This window comes from Leptospiraceae bacterium (genome assembly GCA_015075105.1).
Taxonomy (GTDB): domain Bacteria; phylum Spirochaetota; class Leptospiria; order Leptospirales; family Leptospiraceae; genus JABWCC01.
In genome coordinates this window covers 1,241,093-1,255,720 of record JABTUZ010000001.1, presented here as the reverse complement: position 1 = coordinate 1,255,720, position 14,628 = coordinate 1,241,093, and the positions used below count along the sequence as shown (strand labels likewise).

Sequence of the window (14,628 nt, the reverse complement as noted above, 5' to 3'; positions counted from 1 at the left end):
AATCTATGCAATGGTTTGAATCTATATCATAAATTTTTTTGTAATTGTATTGCAATTTGAGAAATTAGGTTTTTTTGAAGACGCTCTTCAAAAAAATGTATATCTAAGTTTTGCAAATCTTGTAGCTTCGATCCGATAAATTTAGTGTCTTTGAAAAAACTTTTTAAACTATAACTTGCAGGCTCATAGAGTATGTTTACATTTTTTAGGTTCAACTCATTTTTCATATCTTGGATTGAGTCTATAATCGAGGAATTAGAATCCACCATTTTGTAATGAAAGAAATCTTTCCCACTAAAAACTCTACCATTCGCCAACTTCTCTAATTCTTTTTCCGTGATTTTTCTTGAATCGCACACTCGTTTATAAAATTGAGAGTTGATTCTTTGAATTTCTAATTGAATTAGCTCTTTTGAGGAAGGGCTTAGTTTGCCGTATTCAGAAAAAATTTCCCTATTTTCATAAAAACCAATCCTATCTTTAGTGATACCTAACTTATCGTATAGACCTTTCAAATTGGGTCTAAGTACAATTGTACCTATTGAGCCAGTAATACAAAATTTACTAGAATAGATTTTTTCACAAGCCGTGGAAATGTAATACCCACCAGAAGCTGAAATATTTTGAAAATAGCAATATAGTTTTTTTTCTTTTTTTAGTTTTTCTAATTCCTTATGGATGATCTCGGAAGCAAAAGCTGAGCCTCCACCCGTATCCATTTCTAAAATTACCCCTGCGATTTTTTTGTTGTTTTTTATTTTACGTAAAATTTTTATAAGCGGTTTTGCGTGGATACTGTCTGCTTTTAATTCTTCTTCATCTACATCTCCTTCTTGGATATTTCCTTTTAGAGGGAGGATTAAAATGGATTTTTTTCTTTTTGGGAAAAGTTCAAAATCTTTCTTTTTTTTAAAAAATAAAACTTGAAACTCTGAGGATTCTTTCAAAGAATTTTTGCTATCAGTATTTTTTGGAAAGTCTTTCAAAGAGTAGTTTTCTTCAAAATCTTCTTCATCCAAAAACCCGTCAAAAAAATTTTTTTCTAATAGAAACTGAGATGAAAGAATTGGTTTTTGTAAATCTTTTTCTTTTAAGTTTGTTGATTCTAAAAATCTTTGGACTATAATATCTTTAATAGAATTTACTAAATTTTCTATATTCTCTTTTGCCGGCTTTGAGTATTTGTCTTTAGAAAATATTTCCCCAAAAGATTTATAAGCACCCGACGCGTAGCTTTCTACTTCTACCCCCAATTTTTTTGCAGTCTTTCCGAAGAAAAAAGATTCTGAGGAAGGGAGTATGGATAAAAATTCTCCCGTGTCCATAGTATATTTTTTTTGGAAGTAGGTGAGTAGGTACAATGTTTTTAAATCCCCCGATTCAGTGAATGCTATAGTTTCTTTTCCGGAAGAATTCAGATTTTCGATTTCTCTACAAATAGAATCAACTTCAGCTAAACCGTATTTGATTGGTTTTACCATGAAAAATACTTTTTTGATATAAGGGTTTTTTGAGATCAGTCTAAGATATGTTAAAAAATCTATTAAGAATTCTTCATCGTCTTTACCACTGATAATTTTTAGGATAGTAGATTTTTGAACTGAGGAAAATTTAGATGGAACTTCTACGAGTAAAACTTCTCCTTTTACAAAAATATGAAATACCCAATAGTATAAAAATTGAAGGGTTTTCAATGGTAATAAAATTATTCTGAATATTGGGTAGAGCAATTTGTTTTCCTCTCTTTAAAAGTCAGTTAAAAAAAAGGTTTTTCTCTGGAAAGTTTGTTTTATGTTTGAGCGATTAAAAAAAAGTAGATTCAAGGGAATAAGAAATGTCTGATAATTTTATACGGGTAAGAGGGGCAAGGGAGCACAATTTAAAAAATATCAATATAGATATTCCAAGAGATAAATTGGTTGTAATTACCGGTCTATCCGGATCAGGGAAGTCATCTTTGGCTTTTGATACAATTTATGCAGAAGGGCAAAGACGTTATGTGGAAAGCCTTTCGAGTTACGCAAGACAATTTTTAGGTCAGATGGAAAAACCGGATTTAGACTTAATTGAGGGTTTAAGTCCAGCCATTTCCATCGAGCAGAAAACTACCCATAGAAATCCTCGCTCTACTGTAGGCACTGTTACAGAAATTTACGACTATTTAAGGTTACTATACGCAAGGATTGGAAAACCACATTGCCCTGTTTGCAAAACTTTAATTACCTCTTTATCCGTAGATCAAATCACTGAAAGAATTTTACTTTTTCCTGTTGGTTCAAAGATTCAAATTCTTGCACCGGTAGTCCGCTCTCTAAAAGGTGAGCACAAAGAAATCTTTGACAAGGCGAGAAAAGATGGATTTAACAGAGTAAGAATTAATGGAGAAATTCATTCACTCGATGAAGAATTCCACCTAAAAAAAAATATTAAGTCTAATATTGAAATTGTAGTAGATAGACTTGTGATAAAAGAAGGACTAAACTCAAGACTTGCCGACTCAGTGGAGACTGCTTTAAAAGCATCTAATGGTTTACTCATAGTTGACGATGGAGAAAAAGACCACTTGTATAGTCAAAAACTTTCTTGTCCAAATTGTGATAATGTTTCGATTCCGGAGCTTTCTCCCAGACTATTTTCTTTCAATTCACCTGAAGGTGCTTGCCAAAAATGCGACGGACTTGGGATGCTTTTAGAGTTTGACGAAGAGTTAATCGTAAGCAATCCAGTTCTTTCTCTAATGGATGGTTGTTTTGAAGTATGGGGAAAAAGCGGGGGTTATTGGTATGTTGCAACTATTCATGCTTTAGCAAAAACTCTAAAATTTGATTACAACACTCCTTGGGAAAAATTACCCAAAAAAATTCAGAAGTCCATTCTACACGGTGATTCTTCTGTTAAAATTGATTATGATTTTAGAAAAGAAGATTCCCATTTTGAATTTTCTCGTGAGTTTGAAGGAGTGATCCCTAACTTACAAAGGAGGTATAAAGAAACTAAGTCAGACTCTATGCGTCAATGGATGGAGAGTTATATGACTAACCATCCATGCCCATCTTGTAACGGGAAAAGACTGAATCCGATGAGTCTTTCAGTCTCAATACAAAATACGACTATAGATAAATTTGTATCTTTTTCAGTAGAAAAGGCTTTGGATTTTACTAAGTCACTCGGAATTAAAGGTTCGGATGAAACTATAGCAAAACCAATTTTAAAAGAAATAAACCAAAGGCTTACCTTTTTAAAAGATGTAGGTGTTGGATATCTAACCTTAGATAGAAGTGCAGGTACGCTATCTGGAGGCGAGGCACAGAGGATTCGACTCGCTACCCAAATCGGTTCTAAGTTAATGGGAGTTTTATACATTTTAGATGAGCCTTCTATCGGGCTTCATCAAAGAGATAACACAAAACTACTAAATACACTAAAAGAGCTTAGAGACTTAGGGAATACGGTAATTGTAGTAGAGCACGACGAAGAAACTATGGAGGAGTCTGATTTCATTTTGGATATGGGCCCAGGGGCTGGGATTCATGGAGGAGAAATTGTAGCTAAGGGTAGTCCTGAGGAAATTAAAAAAAATAAAAAGTCCATTACAGGAAAATATTTGAGTGGTGAAAAAACTATTCCTATAAATTCAAGCCCAAGAAAAGGAAATTCAAAATCTATCCAAGTTGTAGGAGCTACTGAAAATAATTTAAAAAACATAGATTTAGAAATTCCACTTGGGCTACTTGTAGTAGTGACTGGTGTATCTGGATCAGGGAAGTCAACCTTAGTAAATGAAATTCTTTATAAATATTTAGCTAACAGGATAATGAAGTCTAAAACAGTTTCAGGAAAACACAAATCAATCAAGGGTATCGAGAATTTAGACAAAGTAATAAATATTGACCAGTCTCCAATTGGCAGAACTCCCAGGTCTAACCCTGCGACTTACACGGGACTATTCACACCCATTAGAGAACTGTATGCAAATTTGGAAGAAGCAAAACTTAGAGGCTATGGCCCCGGCAGATTTAGTTTTAACGTAAGTGGCGGAAGATGTGAGGCGTGCGAAGGAGACGGAATTATAAAAATCGAGATGCACTTTTTACCTGATGTGTATGTTACTTGCGAAGTGTGCAACGGAAAAAGATACAGCAAAGAAACCTTAGAAGTAAAGTTTAAAGGAAGAAATATTTTTGATGTATTGGAGATGACAGTTGAAGACGCATTGGAGTTTTTTCAAAATATTCCATCTGTAAAAAGAAAGTTAGAAACACTAAAAGAAGTCGGGTTGGATTATATAAAACTCGGTCAATCGGCTACCACTTTTTCGGGTGGGGAAGCTCAAAGGATCAAACTATCTACAGAGTTGTCGAAAAGGCCGACTGGTAAAACTCTATATATTTTAGATGAGCCAACAACTGGTCTTCATTTTGAAGACGTAAGAAAACTATTGGTAGTTCTGCAAACCTTAGTTGATAAGGGAAACTCAATGATAGTAATAGAGCACAACTTAGATATAATAAAGAACGCAGACTATATTATTGATATGGGACCTGAAGGAGGAGATGGAGGGGGAGAAGTTATTGCGGTAGGGACTCCGAAAGAAATATCTAAAGTGAATCGTTCTTTTACCGGACAATATCTAAAAAAGATTTTAGGGTCTAAACAATGAATAGCAAAAGTGAGCATTATAAAACAATATACAAACATTGTAATTGATTTGAATCAAATGAAGAGTATGATGTTTATCAATAGAAATAGCTTCAAATATTGTCAAAAAAACATTGACCATATTTAGTTGAGAAAGTGGAAATAAACAACAGGACTTAAAAAATCCTAATAAAAATAAAGGTGTTGATTTATGAGAAAGTTTTTTATAGTTTTAATGGTCGTAGTGGGGCTAATTTCTTTTTCGGGTGTAGTCAATTGTAAAAAGGATTCAGGTCAGGATTCCGGAACCGGAATGTCTGGACTTGACGATGGAGTCTCCCAGAAAAATGCGCTTCAAATTGCAGTAGGGTCAAAAGACCATAGCACTCTTGTTGCAGCGGTAAAGGCAGCTGATCTTGTGGACTCAGTTGCAAACCCGGGACCTTTGACAGTATTTGCTCCAGTCAATTCTGCATTCGAGAAATTACCTAAGGGAACGGTTGAAGATTTGCTAAAGCCGTCCAAAAAGCACGATCTTGTGCATGTATTGGAATACCATGTATGTCTGCCCGGCCGTCCTATTGATTCCTTCACAGATGGGGAAGATATAGAAATGGCAAATGGAGACCACGTTGTGATGAAAGTAAAAAATGGAAAAGTTACAATCAATGGTGCAAATATCGTTGCGAGTATTCCTGCTTCAAACGGTTGGATCCATGTAATAGATTCAGTTCTACTTCCACCTGCTCCTAAAAAATAATGTTGAAACTCTGCCATTTTTTCATTCGTAGAGTTTGTATAAATTGGTAGTGAAATTTCAAGGAAATTCAGGGTATTGAAGATTCATAGATGACCCTTTCGTAGAGGAAGGGTCTTTTAGGATAGGATTTTTGCGAGAGAGTCGTAAAAATTTAACAATAATTCATAATTATAGTTTACAGATAATAATTCAAAGTTAAAATGAGCTAAGTTGAATATATGCCACTATCTCAAGAGCAATTATTAGAACTTCAGAAGTTACAAAAAGCTGTAACTCAATTAGAAAGCATTTTAAAAGTATCCGGGAATGAAGAGCAAAGAAGAAGGATCACGAGCGATATAAAAAAATACCGTGAAAGAATGCAGCAAATCTCCCCTGAGGGTATGCCGGATGAAGTCCATCTCGGAGCTACACAATCTTCTACTTCTGCTAAAAATATCACAGACTCTGTTAAGTCGAATACTCCAAAAGGGAAGGGGATACTTGATAGTTTTCCGGTGATGAAAATTTCTCCAAGCTCCAATGACACTGAAATCAATTTTATCGGTACTCTAATCAATGCAATGGACATTGAATACCTTCCCATTTTGAATGACACCCATATTAAGTTAGATTATTCTCACGCAACAGAAAGAGACGCAGTAGTGAAGCACATGGAGAATATAAGAAGGAATCTAAAAGTTCTCACTGAAACTATCGAAGAATACGCACAAGCCGAAAAGCAGGAATTTAGAGAGCAGCTCGGTAGAATGAAGAATAAACAATCCAGAATTTTTATTGCAGAAGCGTATGAAGTTTTCAAGAAATTCAGGGAATTTTTAGAGAAATTGGATAAAGACATGCAGGAAGGTGGGGGGGTAATTATGAATATTGGAGATAAGATTCGGTTTAACCCCAGATTTGAAAGGGCGACACTTTTAGAAGGAAAGGAAGTTTCCGAGGCTATGAAAGAATTTTTATTATTTACAAAGGAAGCAACCGAGACTATAAATGTACCAAATATCAAAACGAAATGAAAAGTTCTTTTCATTAGATTTGACTAAAAAAATATAAGCATTATAGACTAAAAATTAACGGACGTTCAAATGGCATTAGTAAAAAGTGGATCATCAGAAATAACCAATTCAACTATTGGTGAAAATTCTTATTTCAGTGGAAAATTCTTCATCAATGGCTCTTTAAAAATTGATGGAAAATTTGAAGGAAAATCTCTTCAAGCAGAGCAACTCTATGTTGGAGTTTCCGGAAAAGTAAAAACAAATATTACTGCAGCAAGCGTTATTGTGGAAGGAATTATCATCGGGAATGTAACTGCAAGAAATAGAGTGATGTTGCTACCTACTTCAAAAATTCTAGGTGATATTAAAACTCCTGAACTTATTATTCAGAATGGTGTGATCCTTGAAGGTAGGTGTATGATTTCAAACGATCTCAAGCACTCTGCCAAAGATTTTATTGAATTAGATTATTCCAAAGATTCTCTTTCAGTTGAAAAATTATTCGGGAAGTCATCTCAAAAAGAATAAAATTTGTCTTCAATAATCATCATCTCCGAAGGCGATCCGGCTGGAATAGGGTATGATATTTTAGTAAAGTCAAAAGCCAGATTGATGAATCTGGCTAAAACAAAAAAAATTATCCTAACGAGGTCAGAGTGTAATCTTCAACTTCCATTTTTCAAAGAAATCAATTTGGAAAATCTATCGAAACCTATTCCAAGCGGGCTATACCAGATTACCAAAGATTGTTTAAACAAAACGGAAGGAAAAAATATACACTTAGGAAAGCCTTCAATTGAATCGGGGAAGGTATCCTTTTATTCGTTTCATTTGGCGGTTCAAATTCAAAAACAAATAGGTGGAAATTTAATAACTCTCCCTTTAAGTAAAGAATGGGTGATAAAAAGTGGAGTAAGAAATTTCAGGGGTCACACTGAAGAGCTTTCCATGCTTTATAAAAAACCAACTACTATGTTGATGTATGGTCCCACTATGAAGGTAATTGTTTTGACTACTCATATTCCATTACGAAAAGTAAGTCTTGAATTAAAAAAAATAGACGTTCTGTCGTTGATCAATTCTATCAAAAATTCCACAATTTTTCAAAATCCCAAAATTGCACTTTGCGGGCTAAACCCTCATGCAGGAGAGGATGGAAAAATCGGTACCGAAGAAAAAGAAGTGTTATTAAAAATTGTTGAAAAATTCAGGACAAATAGAATGAATATTTCTGAGCCTATGCCTGCTGACTCTTTATTCCAGAGCGATATACGAAGTAAATATGATTTGATCTTGGCTTGTTACCACGACCAAGGTCTTATTCCTTTTAAATCGATTGAAGGGAAAAAAGGAATCAATGTGACCTTAGGACTGGATTTCTTACGAGTATCTCCAGACCACGGAACTGCTTTCGATATTGCAGGAAAAGGAAATGCAGACCCGACAAGTTTTTGGGAGTGTTTGAATTTTACTGCAAAGAATTGATATGGAATTAATAGAAAAAATTGTATTTCCTCTATTTCTAATTTGGGCAATCGGGATATTTCTTTTATCTTTTCGCAAAGAAATTGATTACTACTACAAAATTACTTTCTTGTTTATTTTTGTATTTTATGGATTTCAGTTTTATCCTGACTTGGTTAAGGCTTATGACCGATTAGAAAAAAATTATACTATAGAAATTGTATCATGGTTGTATGGTTTTGGAAAAGTCACTTTTTATTTTTTACTAATTTTGTGGCCAGTGAGTCTTGTCAGAATATTTTATTCTGCCTCTGAAACTTTGAGTAGAACTCTAATCCATATTTTGATTAGTGTGACTTTACTTTATTGGATCGGATTTTTTTTATATATAAAATTTGAAACTGAAGTAGATTTATTTTTTTATGGAACTTTTGTTCGATGGATAACTATTTAAAAATTTGGGTAACATTTTTTGAAAATTTTCCGGTATAATTCCAGTGCCCCATTTTTCTGCCTAAGCGAGGCTCTTCCTTTTGGTATAAATGCAAATGGAAGTCGGTAGATTTTAATAGTCTCGGAATTTTCTTTAACTCTTTTGTGTAATTTTCACCCATAATATTTTTCATTACACAGGGTTTACTTTTTAAGTCCTCATCAAGATACAAGTTACACAAAGACCTCAGTTGCAAATCAAATTGGGAAAGGTTGGATGCATCCATTGAAAAATGACCAGAATTGTGAGGTCTGGGTGCAAACTCGTTGCAAACTAAATTTCTACCTTTTAGAAAAAATTCCAAAGCAAGTACTCCAACGTAGTTCAATTCTTTTAGAAGAGTTTTAGTCAAAATTTTTGCTTTCATGGAAATATCTTTTTGTATTAGTGCAGGGTTTATGCTTAAATCTAAAATATGATTCTTGTGAATATTCTCTGAAGGCTCGTAGGTGTAAATTTTTCCGTTTGAAAATCTTGCAGCGACAACAGATATTTCTTTATCAAATGGAAAATATTCTTCGGCTATCAAATCTTCTTTTTTATTATGAAAAAATTCTAACGCGTCTTTTTCATTTTTTACTTTTTTTTGACCCTTCCCATCGTAACCAAATCGGATAGTTTTTAAAATACAAGGAAATCCTACTTCGTGTTTGATTTTTTGAATATCGTTTTTCGCTGTAATTTTTAAAAACTTCACGGTGGGAAGACCAACTTTTTGAAAGAAATTTTTTTCGATTAGTCTATTTTGTGAGATTGCAATAGATTTAGGAGAGGGAGAGATAGTTTTGCGATTTTCTAATAACTCAATTTGGAGAAGGGCTTTGATTGGAATATTTTCAAACTCAAATGTCAAAGCATCTACTTCTCGTAAAAAAGAATTCAGTAAAACCTCGTCTTCGTATTCTCCTACAAATCCTATAGCACCCGCTTTGTGTGCCGGAGAATTTTTTTCAGGTGAATAGGAATACACCGTGTATCCTAATTCTTTTGCTTTGGAAGTAAACATCCTTCCTAGTTGTCCACTTCCTAAGATCCCGATTGTCGCAGGAGGCAAAATGGATTTCATTGTAAATCAGATTCTTTGGAGAGTGCGTCTTCTTTTAAACGAATTGCAAACTGAGTGAGTTTCTCTGTAATTTTATCATCATTTACCCCGAGAATCCTTACTGCCAAAATTCCGGCATTGGCAGCTCCACCGACTGCAAGCGAGGCTACAGGAATTCCTTTCGGCATTTGCACAATAGAATATAGGCTGTCTAAGCCGTTCAGCGCTTTGGATTGAATTGGAACTCCAAGTACAGGCAAGGTAGTGAGTGATGCAACCATTCCCGGTAGATGAGCTGCGCCTCCAGCCCCTGCAATGATTACTTTGATTCCTCTATTTTTTGCTTCTTTTGCGAAAGAGAAAAGAAGATCAGGGGATCTGTGAGCAGAAACAATTTTTTTTTCGTAAGAGATTTCAAATTCGGTTAAAATTCCACAGGCTTCTTTCATTGTTTCCCAATCGGAAACTGAGCCCATGATCACAGAAACTTTTGGAGAAGAAAGATTCATTCTAATGATAGTTCAAAAAAAACCACTTGGATTGCAATTAAAAATTTAGGTTGGAAAGTGCTTCTGTAATTCTCTCCATTTTCATAGATCTTGAGCCTTTTACTAACAGGATAGATTTTTTGGGAATGTGGTCTTGGATATAAGATAAAATTGCATTGATAGAATCTGTGCTATCATCGAAGTGTTTGCAAAGTTGATTCTTATTGTATTTGATAAATTCTTGAGAAATATATTTTGAGTCTTTCCCAAAAGTAATTAAACCTTTGATTTTATTATCTTTGAATACTCTCCCTATTTTTGTGTGATAAATTTTAGAAAATTTTCCAAGCTCTTTCATATCTCCAAGCACTGCGTACAGGTTTTTTTTTCCAGACAATTGAATGCTCGAATCTAATGAGCTAATCATGGATTCAGGGTTTGCGTTGTATGTGTCGTTGATCACGGTATATATATTTTTTTCGATTATAAATCTTTTTTCTGGATTTTTAAAACTTTGGATTTGTGAAAGTATTTCTTTTTTCGGAAAATGGATTTCGTTTAATACGTTTAAAACAAGATTTAAGTTTTCTATACTTTTCTCACCTAAGATATTCCACTCAACCTTTTTTGAAAAAACTTTTAATAAAAATCCTGTTTCTTTTTTTTGAACTATGGTTAAGATTTTTTTATTTTTAGGTTGAATTGTTTTTATAAATACATTTTTTAATTTTGCTTTTTGTTGAATGGTTTTTTGAAAAGGTAGATTAGAATGGACAAATACAATCCCGTCCTTTTTCATCCCGTTCAGTATTTCTGATTTTGCTTCTGCAATATTTTTTAAGGAGCCAAGGTGCTCGATATGGGCAGAGCCTATGCTTGTGATAACAGAAATATCAGGCTCTGCAATATCAGAAAGTCTTTCTATTTCTTTTAGATGATTCATTCCTAATTCACAAACTGCAATTTTTGTTTTTTCATTTATTCTAAACAATGTGAAGGGTAGTCCAATTTCGTTATTATAATTTTTTTCTGTAATTACAAGATTTTCACTTCCGATTTTTGACAAGAAGTGCCCAAGTAACTCCTTCGTTGTGGTCTTTCCGCTTGAGCCTGTGATTGCAATCAACAGTGGTGTAAATCTTTTTCTATGAAAATTTGCCAACTTACCAAGGCTATTGAGTGTGTCGTCAACTAAGATTGCTTTAGACTTATCAGAGGATTTGAATTTTTTTAAAACAGGGTGATTTTTTTTGCATAAAAAAAACTTGGTGCCTTTATTCAATGCATCTTGAATGAAATCGTGACCGTCTCTAACTCCTTGAAGTGGAACAAATAGAGATTTTTCATCAGCTTCCATAGAAGATGTAACTATATTTTCAAAGGTAAAATCTTCACTCCAATCTGGGAATGAATTTGGAGTTAAGATTTTCCGTACAGAGTTTAAAGAGTAGTGAAATTCTGTTTTCAATTTTTTCTATTGGTCATTTTTCTTTTAATTCATTTTTTTTCCATAACAAATAAATTGGGGGATAAACAAGCAGTTCCAATAAAAAACTAGTAAAAAGTCCACCAACCATTGGTGCTGCAATTCTTTTCATTATATCTGAGCCGGCTCCTGTTGACCACATGATTGGAAGTAACCCCATAAATCCTGCGAGCACAGTCATAATTTTGGGTCTAACCCTTCCTACGGCACCGTGTAGAATCGCCTCTTTTAACTCTTGAACGGAATTTAATTTTTTGTCTTTTTTAGCTTGGTTGTAGGATAGGTCTAAATACAAAAGCATGAACACACCGGTTTCAGCATCCAAACCAAGTAGGGCAATCATCCCAACCCATACTGCTACAGAAATTTGGTAGTTTAGAAAATACAAAAGGCAAACTGCGCCGATGAGCGAAAATGGAACTGCAAGTAAAACCAGTACAGTTTCTTTGGCGGACTTTGTGTTTAAGTATATCAGTAAAAATATAAGTGCTATCGTGACAGGTAAAATTATTTTTAACCTTTCTCTGACTCGAATCATATTTTCGTATTGTCCACTCCATGTGATTGTGTACCCATCCGGTAGTTGAATTTCTTCAGATATTTTGGTTTTGATTTTCTCTACATAGCCGCCAATATCACTGTCTTTCGTATCTACATAAACATAGCCCGTTAAAAATCCGTTTTCATCTCGAATCATTGCGGGTCCTGTCTTAAATTCTATTTCTGCGATTTCACCGATTGGGATGTGTCCTCCTGTGGAAATGGGAACAAGAATTCTTTTTATCTCGGAGAGAGAGTCTCTAAGGTCTCTAGGATAACGTATGTTTACAGAATACCTTTCTCTTCCTTCGATTGTTTCTGTGATTTCTTCTCCACCTACAGAACTTAGAATAATTTCTTGGGTTTCGTTTACACTTAAATTATAACGAGCTAACTTTTCTCTATCTAATTTGATATCTAAAAAATAACCTCCTACACTTCTTTCTGCAAAAACACTTCTGGTTTTTGGAAAGTCTTTTAAAATTTTCTCAATAGAAACTCCGATACTTTCTATGGTGTATAAAGAAGAACCGTGAATTTTTATTCCTATGGGAGTTCTGACTCCAGTTGAAAGCATATCAATTCTTGCTTTGATCGGCATTGTCCACGCATTGGAAGTACCCGGGTATTGCAATTCTTTGTCGAGCATTTCTACCAACTCGTCTTTTGTGAGTTTTACTTTATCTGGAATAAATAGTCTGAAAAATTTTTGCAGGTTTTCATTCCAGCCTTTATAGAATCTTTCTTTTTTGATTTCCCTCCAATCTTTTTCTGGTTTTAACAGTATCACTGTTTCCATCATGGAAAACGGGGCTGGATCTGTGGAAGTGTCTGCTCTTCCTGATTTTCCGAAAACTGAAATTACCTCTGGAAAGGATTTAATTTTTTTATCCATAGATTGCATTAACTTTTCAGCCTCGCTAACAGAGATGCCCGGTAGGGTTGTAGGCATATATAGTAAAGACTCTTCGTACAGTGGGGGCATAAATTCGCTACCGAGTTTAAAATATAAGGGTATTGTCAGTAAAACTATGACAACCGACAGACCGATAATTTGTTTTGGATAGTTTAGAGTAAATTTACAAAGAGGTAAATAAAAGCGAAATAAAATTTTACTGATAGGGTGACGATGTTCAGGGTAATAGTTACCTACAAAAATAGATGTTGTCACTTTAGAAAGAAAATTGTTATGGAATGTAAAAGGCTCCATTCGAGTAAACAGCATTCTTAACGCAGGGTCTAAAGTAATTGCAAGTAGTGCAGCAATCGCCATAGCAAAATTTTTAGAATAGGCTAGGGGTTTAAACAACCTTCCCTCCTGATCTACCAATGTAAAAATCGGGATGAATGCAACCGAAATCACAAGTAGAGAAAAAAATACAGATGGGCCTACTTCGAGAAGTGCATCTAATCGAATCTTATGGTAATCGCCTTTTCTTCCGTTTGAGTTCCATTCTTCTAATTTTTTATATGCGTTTTCTACTTCTACAATTGCACCGTCAACAAGTACTCCTATTGAGATCGCAATTCCTGCAAGAGACATTATGTTCGAGCCTACACCAAATAGATACAAAGGGATAAAGGACAATAGAACCGATATTGGAATTGTTAAGATTGGAATTATTGCGGATGGGAAGTGCCAAAGAAATATTAAAATTACTATGGAAACTATGATGATCTCCTCCAATAGCTTGAACTTTAAGTTGGAAATGGAGTGCTCTATTAACTCGGATCTATCGTAGATTGTGACAATCTCCATTCCTTTTGGGAGAGTTTTTTTTATTTCTTCTATTTTCCATTTTACTTTTTCAATTACGTTTAAAGCATTTTCACCATGGCGCATGATAACGATTCCGCCTACCGCATCTCCCTCTCCGTTAAAATCAGAGATTCCTCTTCTCATATCAGGTCCGATTGCGACCTTTGCTAAATTCTTTAAAAGAATAGGTGTCCCGTTTTCATCAGAGCCGATTCCTATTTTCTCAAAGTCTTCAATTGATTTAGCGTAGCCTCTTCCTCGAACCATATATTCTGCACCACTAAATTCTAATATCCTTGCGCCAATTTCTTTGTTATTGTCTCTGACTTTTTGTATTATGGTTGACATGGGAATATTCATGGATAGCATTAAAGAAGGGTTTACAGTGATTTGGTATTGTTTTTTGAATCCTCCGATTCCCGCTACCTCAGAAACTCCCGGTATGGACGTTAGTTGGTATCGTAATTTAAAATCTTGATAACTCCTTAGTTCAGAGAGGTCATAACTTCCGGTCTTGTCGATTAGCGCATACTGAAATACCCAGCCGACACCTGTAGCGTCCGGACCGATTTCTGTTTTTACACCGGCCGGTAAAGAGCTTTGAATTTTTGACAAGTATTCTAATACTCTGGATCTTGCCCAGTAAATATCCGTGTTGTCTTGAAATATTACATATACATAAGAAAACCCAAAATCCGAAAATCCTCTAATCGACTTTACCCTTGGTGCGCCAAGCAGGGAAGTGATAATCGGGTAGGTAACTTGGTCTTCTATTATATCAGGGCTTCTATCCCATTTTGAATACACAATTACTTGTGTATCGGAAAGATCGGGGATCGCATCCAAAGGAATTGATTTTAGAGAATAGTAAGAAATTGCAAGCAAGACCAGAGTGATCGCTATTGTTAGTACTTTATTTTCTGCTGAAAATGTTATAATTCTTTTAATCATTGTACC

11 protein-coding genes are annotated in these 14,628 nt (G+C 34.6%); 6 read left to right on the top strand and 5 right to left on the bottom strand.

Annotated features, from left to right (window positions below; translation table 11 throughout):
• Positions 1-26: 26 nt before the first annotated feature.
• Positions 27-1,730, bottom strand: coding sequence for a signal peptide peptidase SppA (sppA, locus tag HS129_06155; protein ID MBE7411634.1), 1,704 nt, complete (start codon positions 1,728-1,730; stop codon positions 27-29).
• Between the two features lie 104 nt (positions 1,731-1,834).
• Here sppA and uvrA point away from each other — a divergent pair, with 104 nt between their 5' ends.
• The 6 genes from uvrA (at position 1,835) to HS129_06125 (ending at position 8,314) form a co-directional block, all read left to right on the top strand.
• Positions 1,835-4,660: an excinuclease ABC subunit UvrA gene (uvrA, locus tag HS129_06150; protein MBE7411633.1), complete on the top strand. Its 2,826-nt coding sequence runs from the start codon at positions 1,835-1,837 to the stop codon at positions 4,658-4,660.
• Between the two features lie 189 nt (positions 4,661-4,849).
• Entirely contained in the window at positions 4,850-5,398 is a 549-nt protein-coding gene (locus tag HS129_06145; GenBank protein ID MBE7411632.1) for a fasciclin domain-containing protein, read from the top strand.
• A 218-nt stretch (positions 5,399-5,616) separates the two neighbouring features.
• Positions 5,617-6,414 (top strand): hypothetical protein, encoded by a 798-nt coding sequence (locus HS129_06140; GenBank protein ID MBE7411631.1) that lies wholly within the window; start codon positions 5,617-5,619, stop codon positions 6,412-6,414.
• 69 nt (positions 6,415-6,483) lie between these two features.
• Positions 6,484-6,924 carry a polymer-forming cytoskeletal protein gene (locus HS129_06135; GenBank protein MBE7411630.1) on the top strand — a complete coding sequence of 147 codons (441 nt, stop codon included), beginning with the start codon at positions 6,484-6,486 and terminating at the stop codon, positions 6,922-6,924.
• An 84-nt stretch (positions 6,925-7,008) separates the two neighbouring features.
• Positions 7,009-7,881 carry a 4-hydroxythreonine-4-phosphate dehydrogenase PdxA gene (locus HS129_06130; protein ID MBE7411629.1) on the top strand — a complete coding sequence of 291 codons (873 nt, stop codon included), beginning with the start codon at positions 7,009-7,011 and terminating at the stop codon, positions 7,879-7,881.
• Position 7,882: 1 nt separating this feature from the next.
• A complete protein-coding gene (locus HS129_06125; protein MBE7411628.1) occupies positions 7,883-8,314 on the top strand; it encodes a hypothetical protein in 432 nt (143 codons plus the stop codon).
• On the opposite strand, the gene HS129_06120 is transcribed toward HS129_06125, so the two are convergent.
• Genes HS129_06120 through HS129_06105 form a run of 4 tightly spaced genes read right to left on the bottom strand, consistent with a single transcriptional unit; the run spans position 8,307 to position 14,622 of the window.
• Positions 8,307-9,419, bottom strand: coding sequence for a 5-(carboxyamino)imidazole ribonucleotide synthase (locus HS129_06120; GenBank protein ID MBE7411627.1), 1,113 nt, complete (start codon positions 9,417-9,419; stop codon positions 8,307-8,309). The genes HS129_06125 and HS129_06120 overlap by 8 nt on opposite strands.
• On the bottom strand, positions 9,416-9,907 hold the full coding sequence (purE, locus tag HS129_06115) for a 5-(carboxyamino)imidazole ribonucleotide mutase (protein MBE7411626.1): 492 nt from the start codon (positions 9,905-9,907) through the stop codon (positions 9,416-9,418). The genes HS129_06120 and purE overlap by 4 nt, the downstream gene beginning before the upstream one ends.
• Positions 9,908-9,944: 37 nt before the next feature.
• Entirely contained in the window at positions 9,945-11,354 is a 1,410-nt protein-coding gene (gene murF, locus HS129_06110; GenBank protein ID MBE7411625.1) for a UDP-N-acetylmuramoyl-tripeptide--D-alanyl-D-alanine ligase, read from the bottom strand.
• Between the two features lie 13 nt (positions 11,355-11,367).
• Entirely contained in the window at positions 11,368-14,622 is a 3,255-nt protein-coding gene (locus HS129_06105; GenBank protein MBE7411624.1) for an efflux RND transporter permease subunit, read from the bottom strand.
• Between the last annotated feature and the right edge of the window lie 6 nt (positions 14,623-14,628).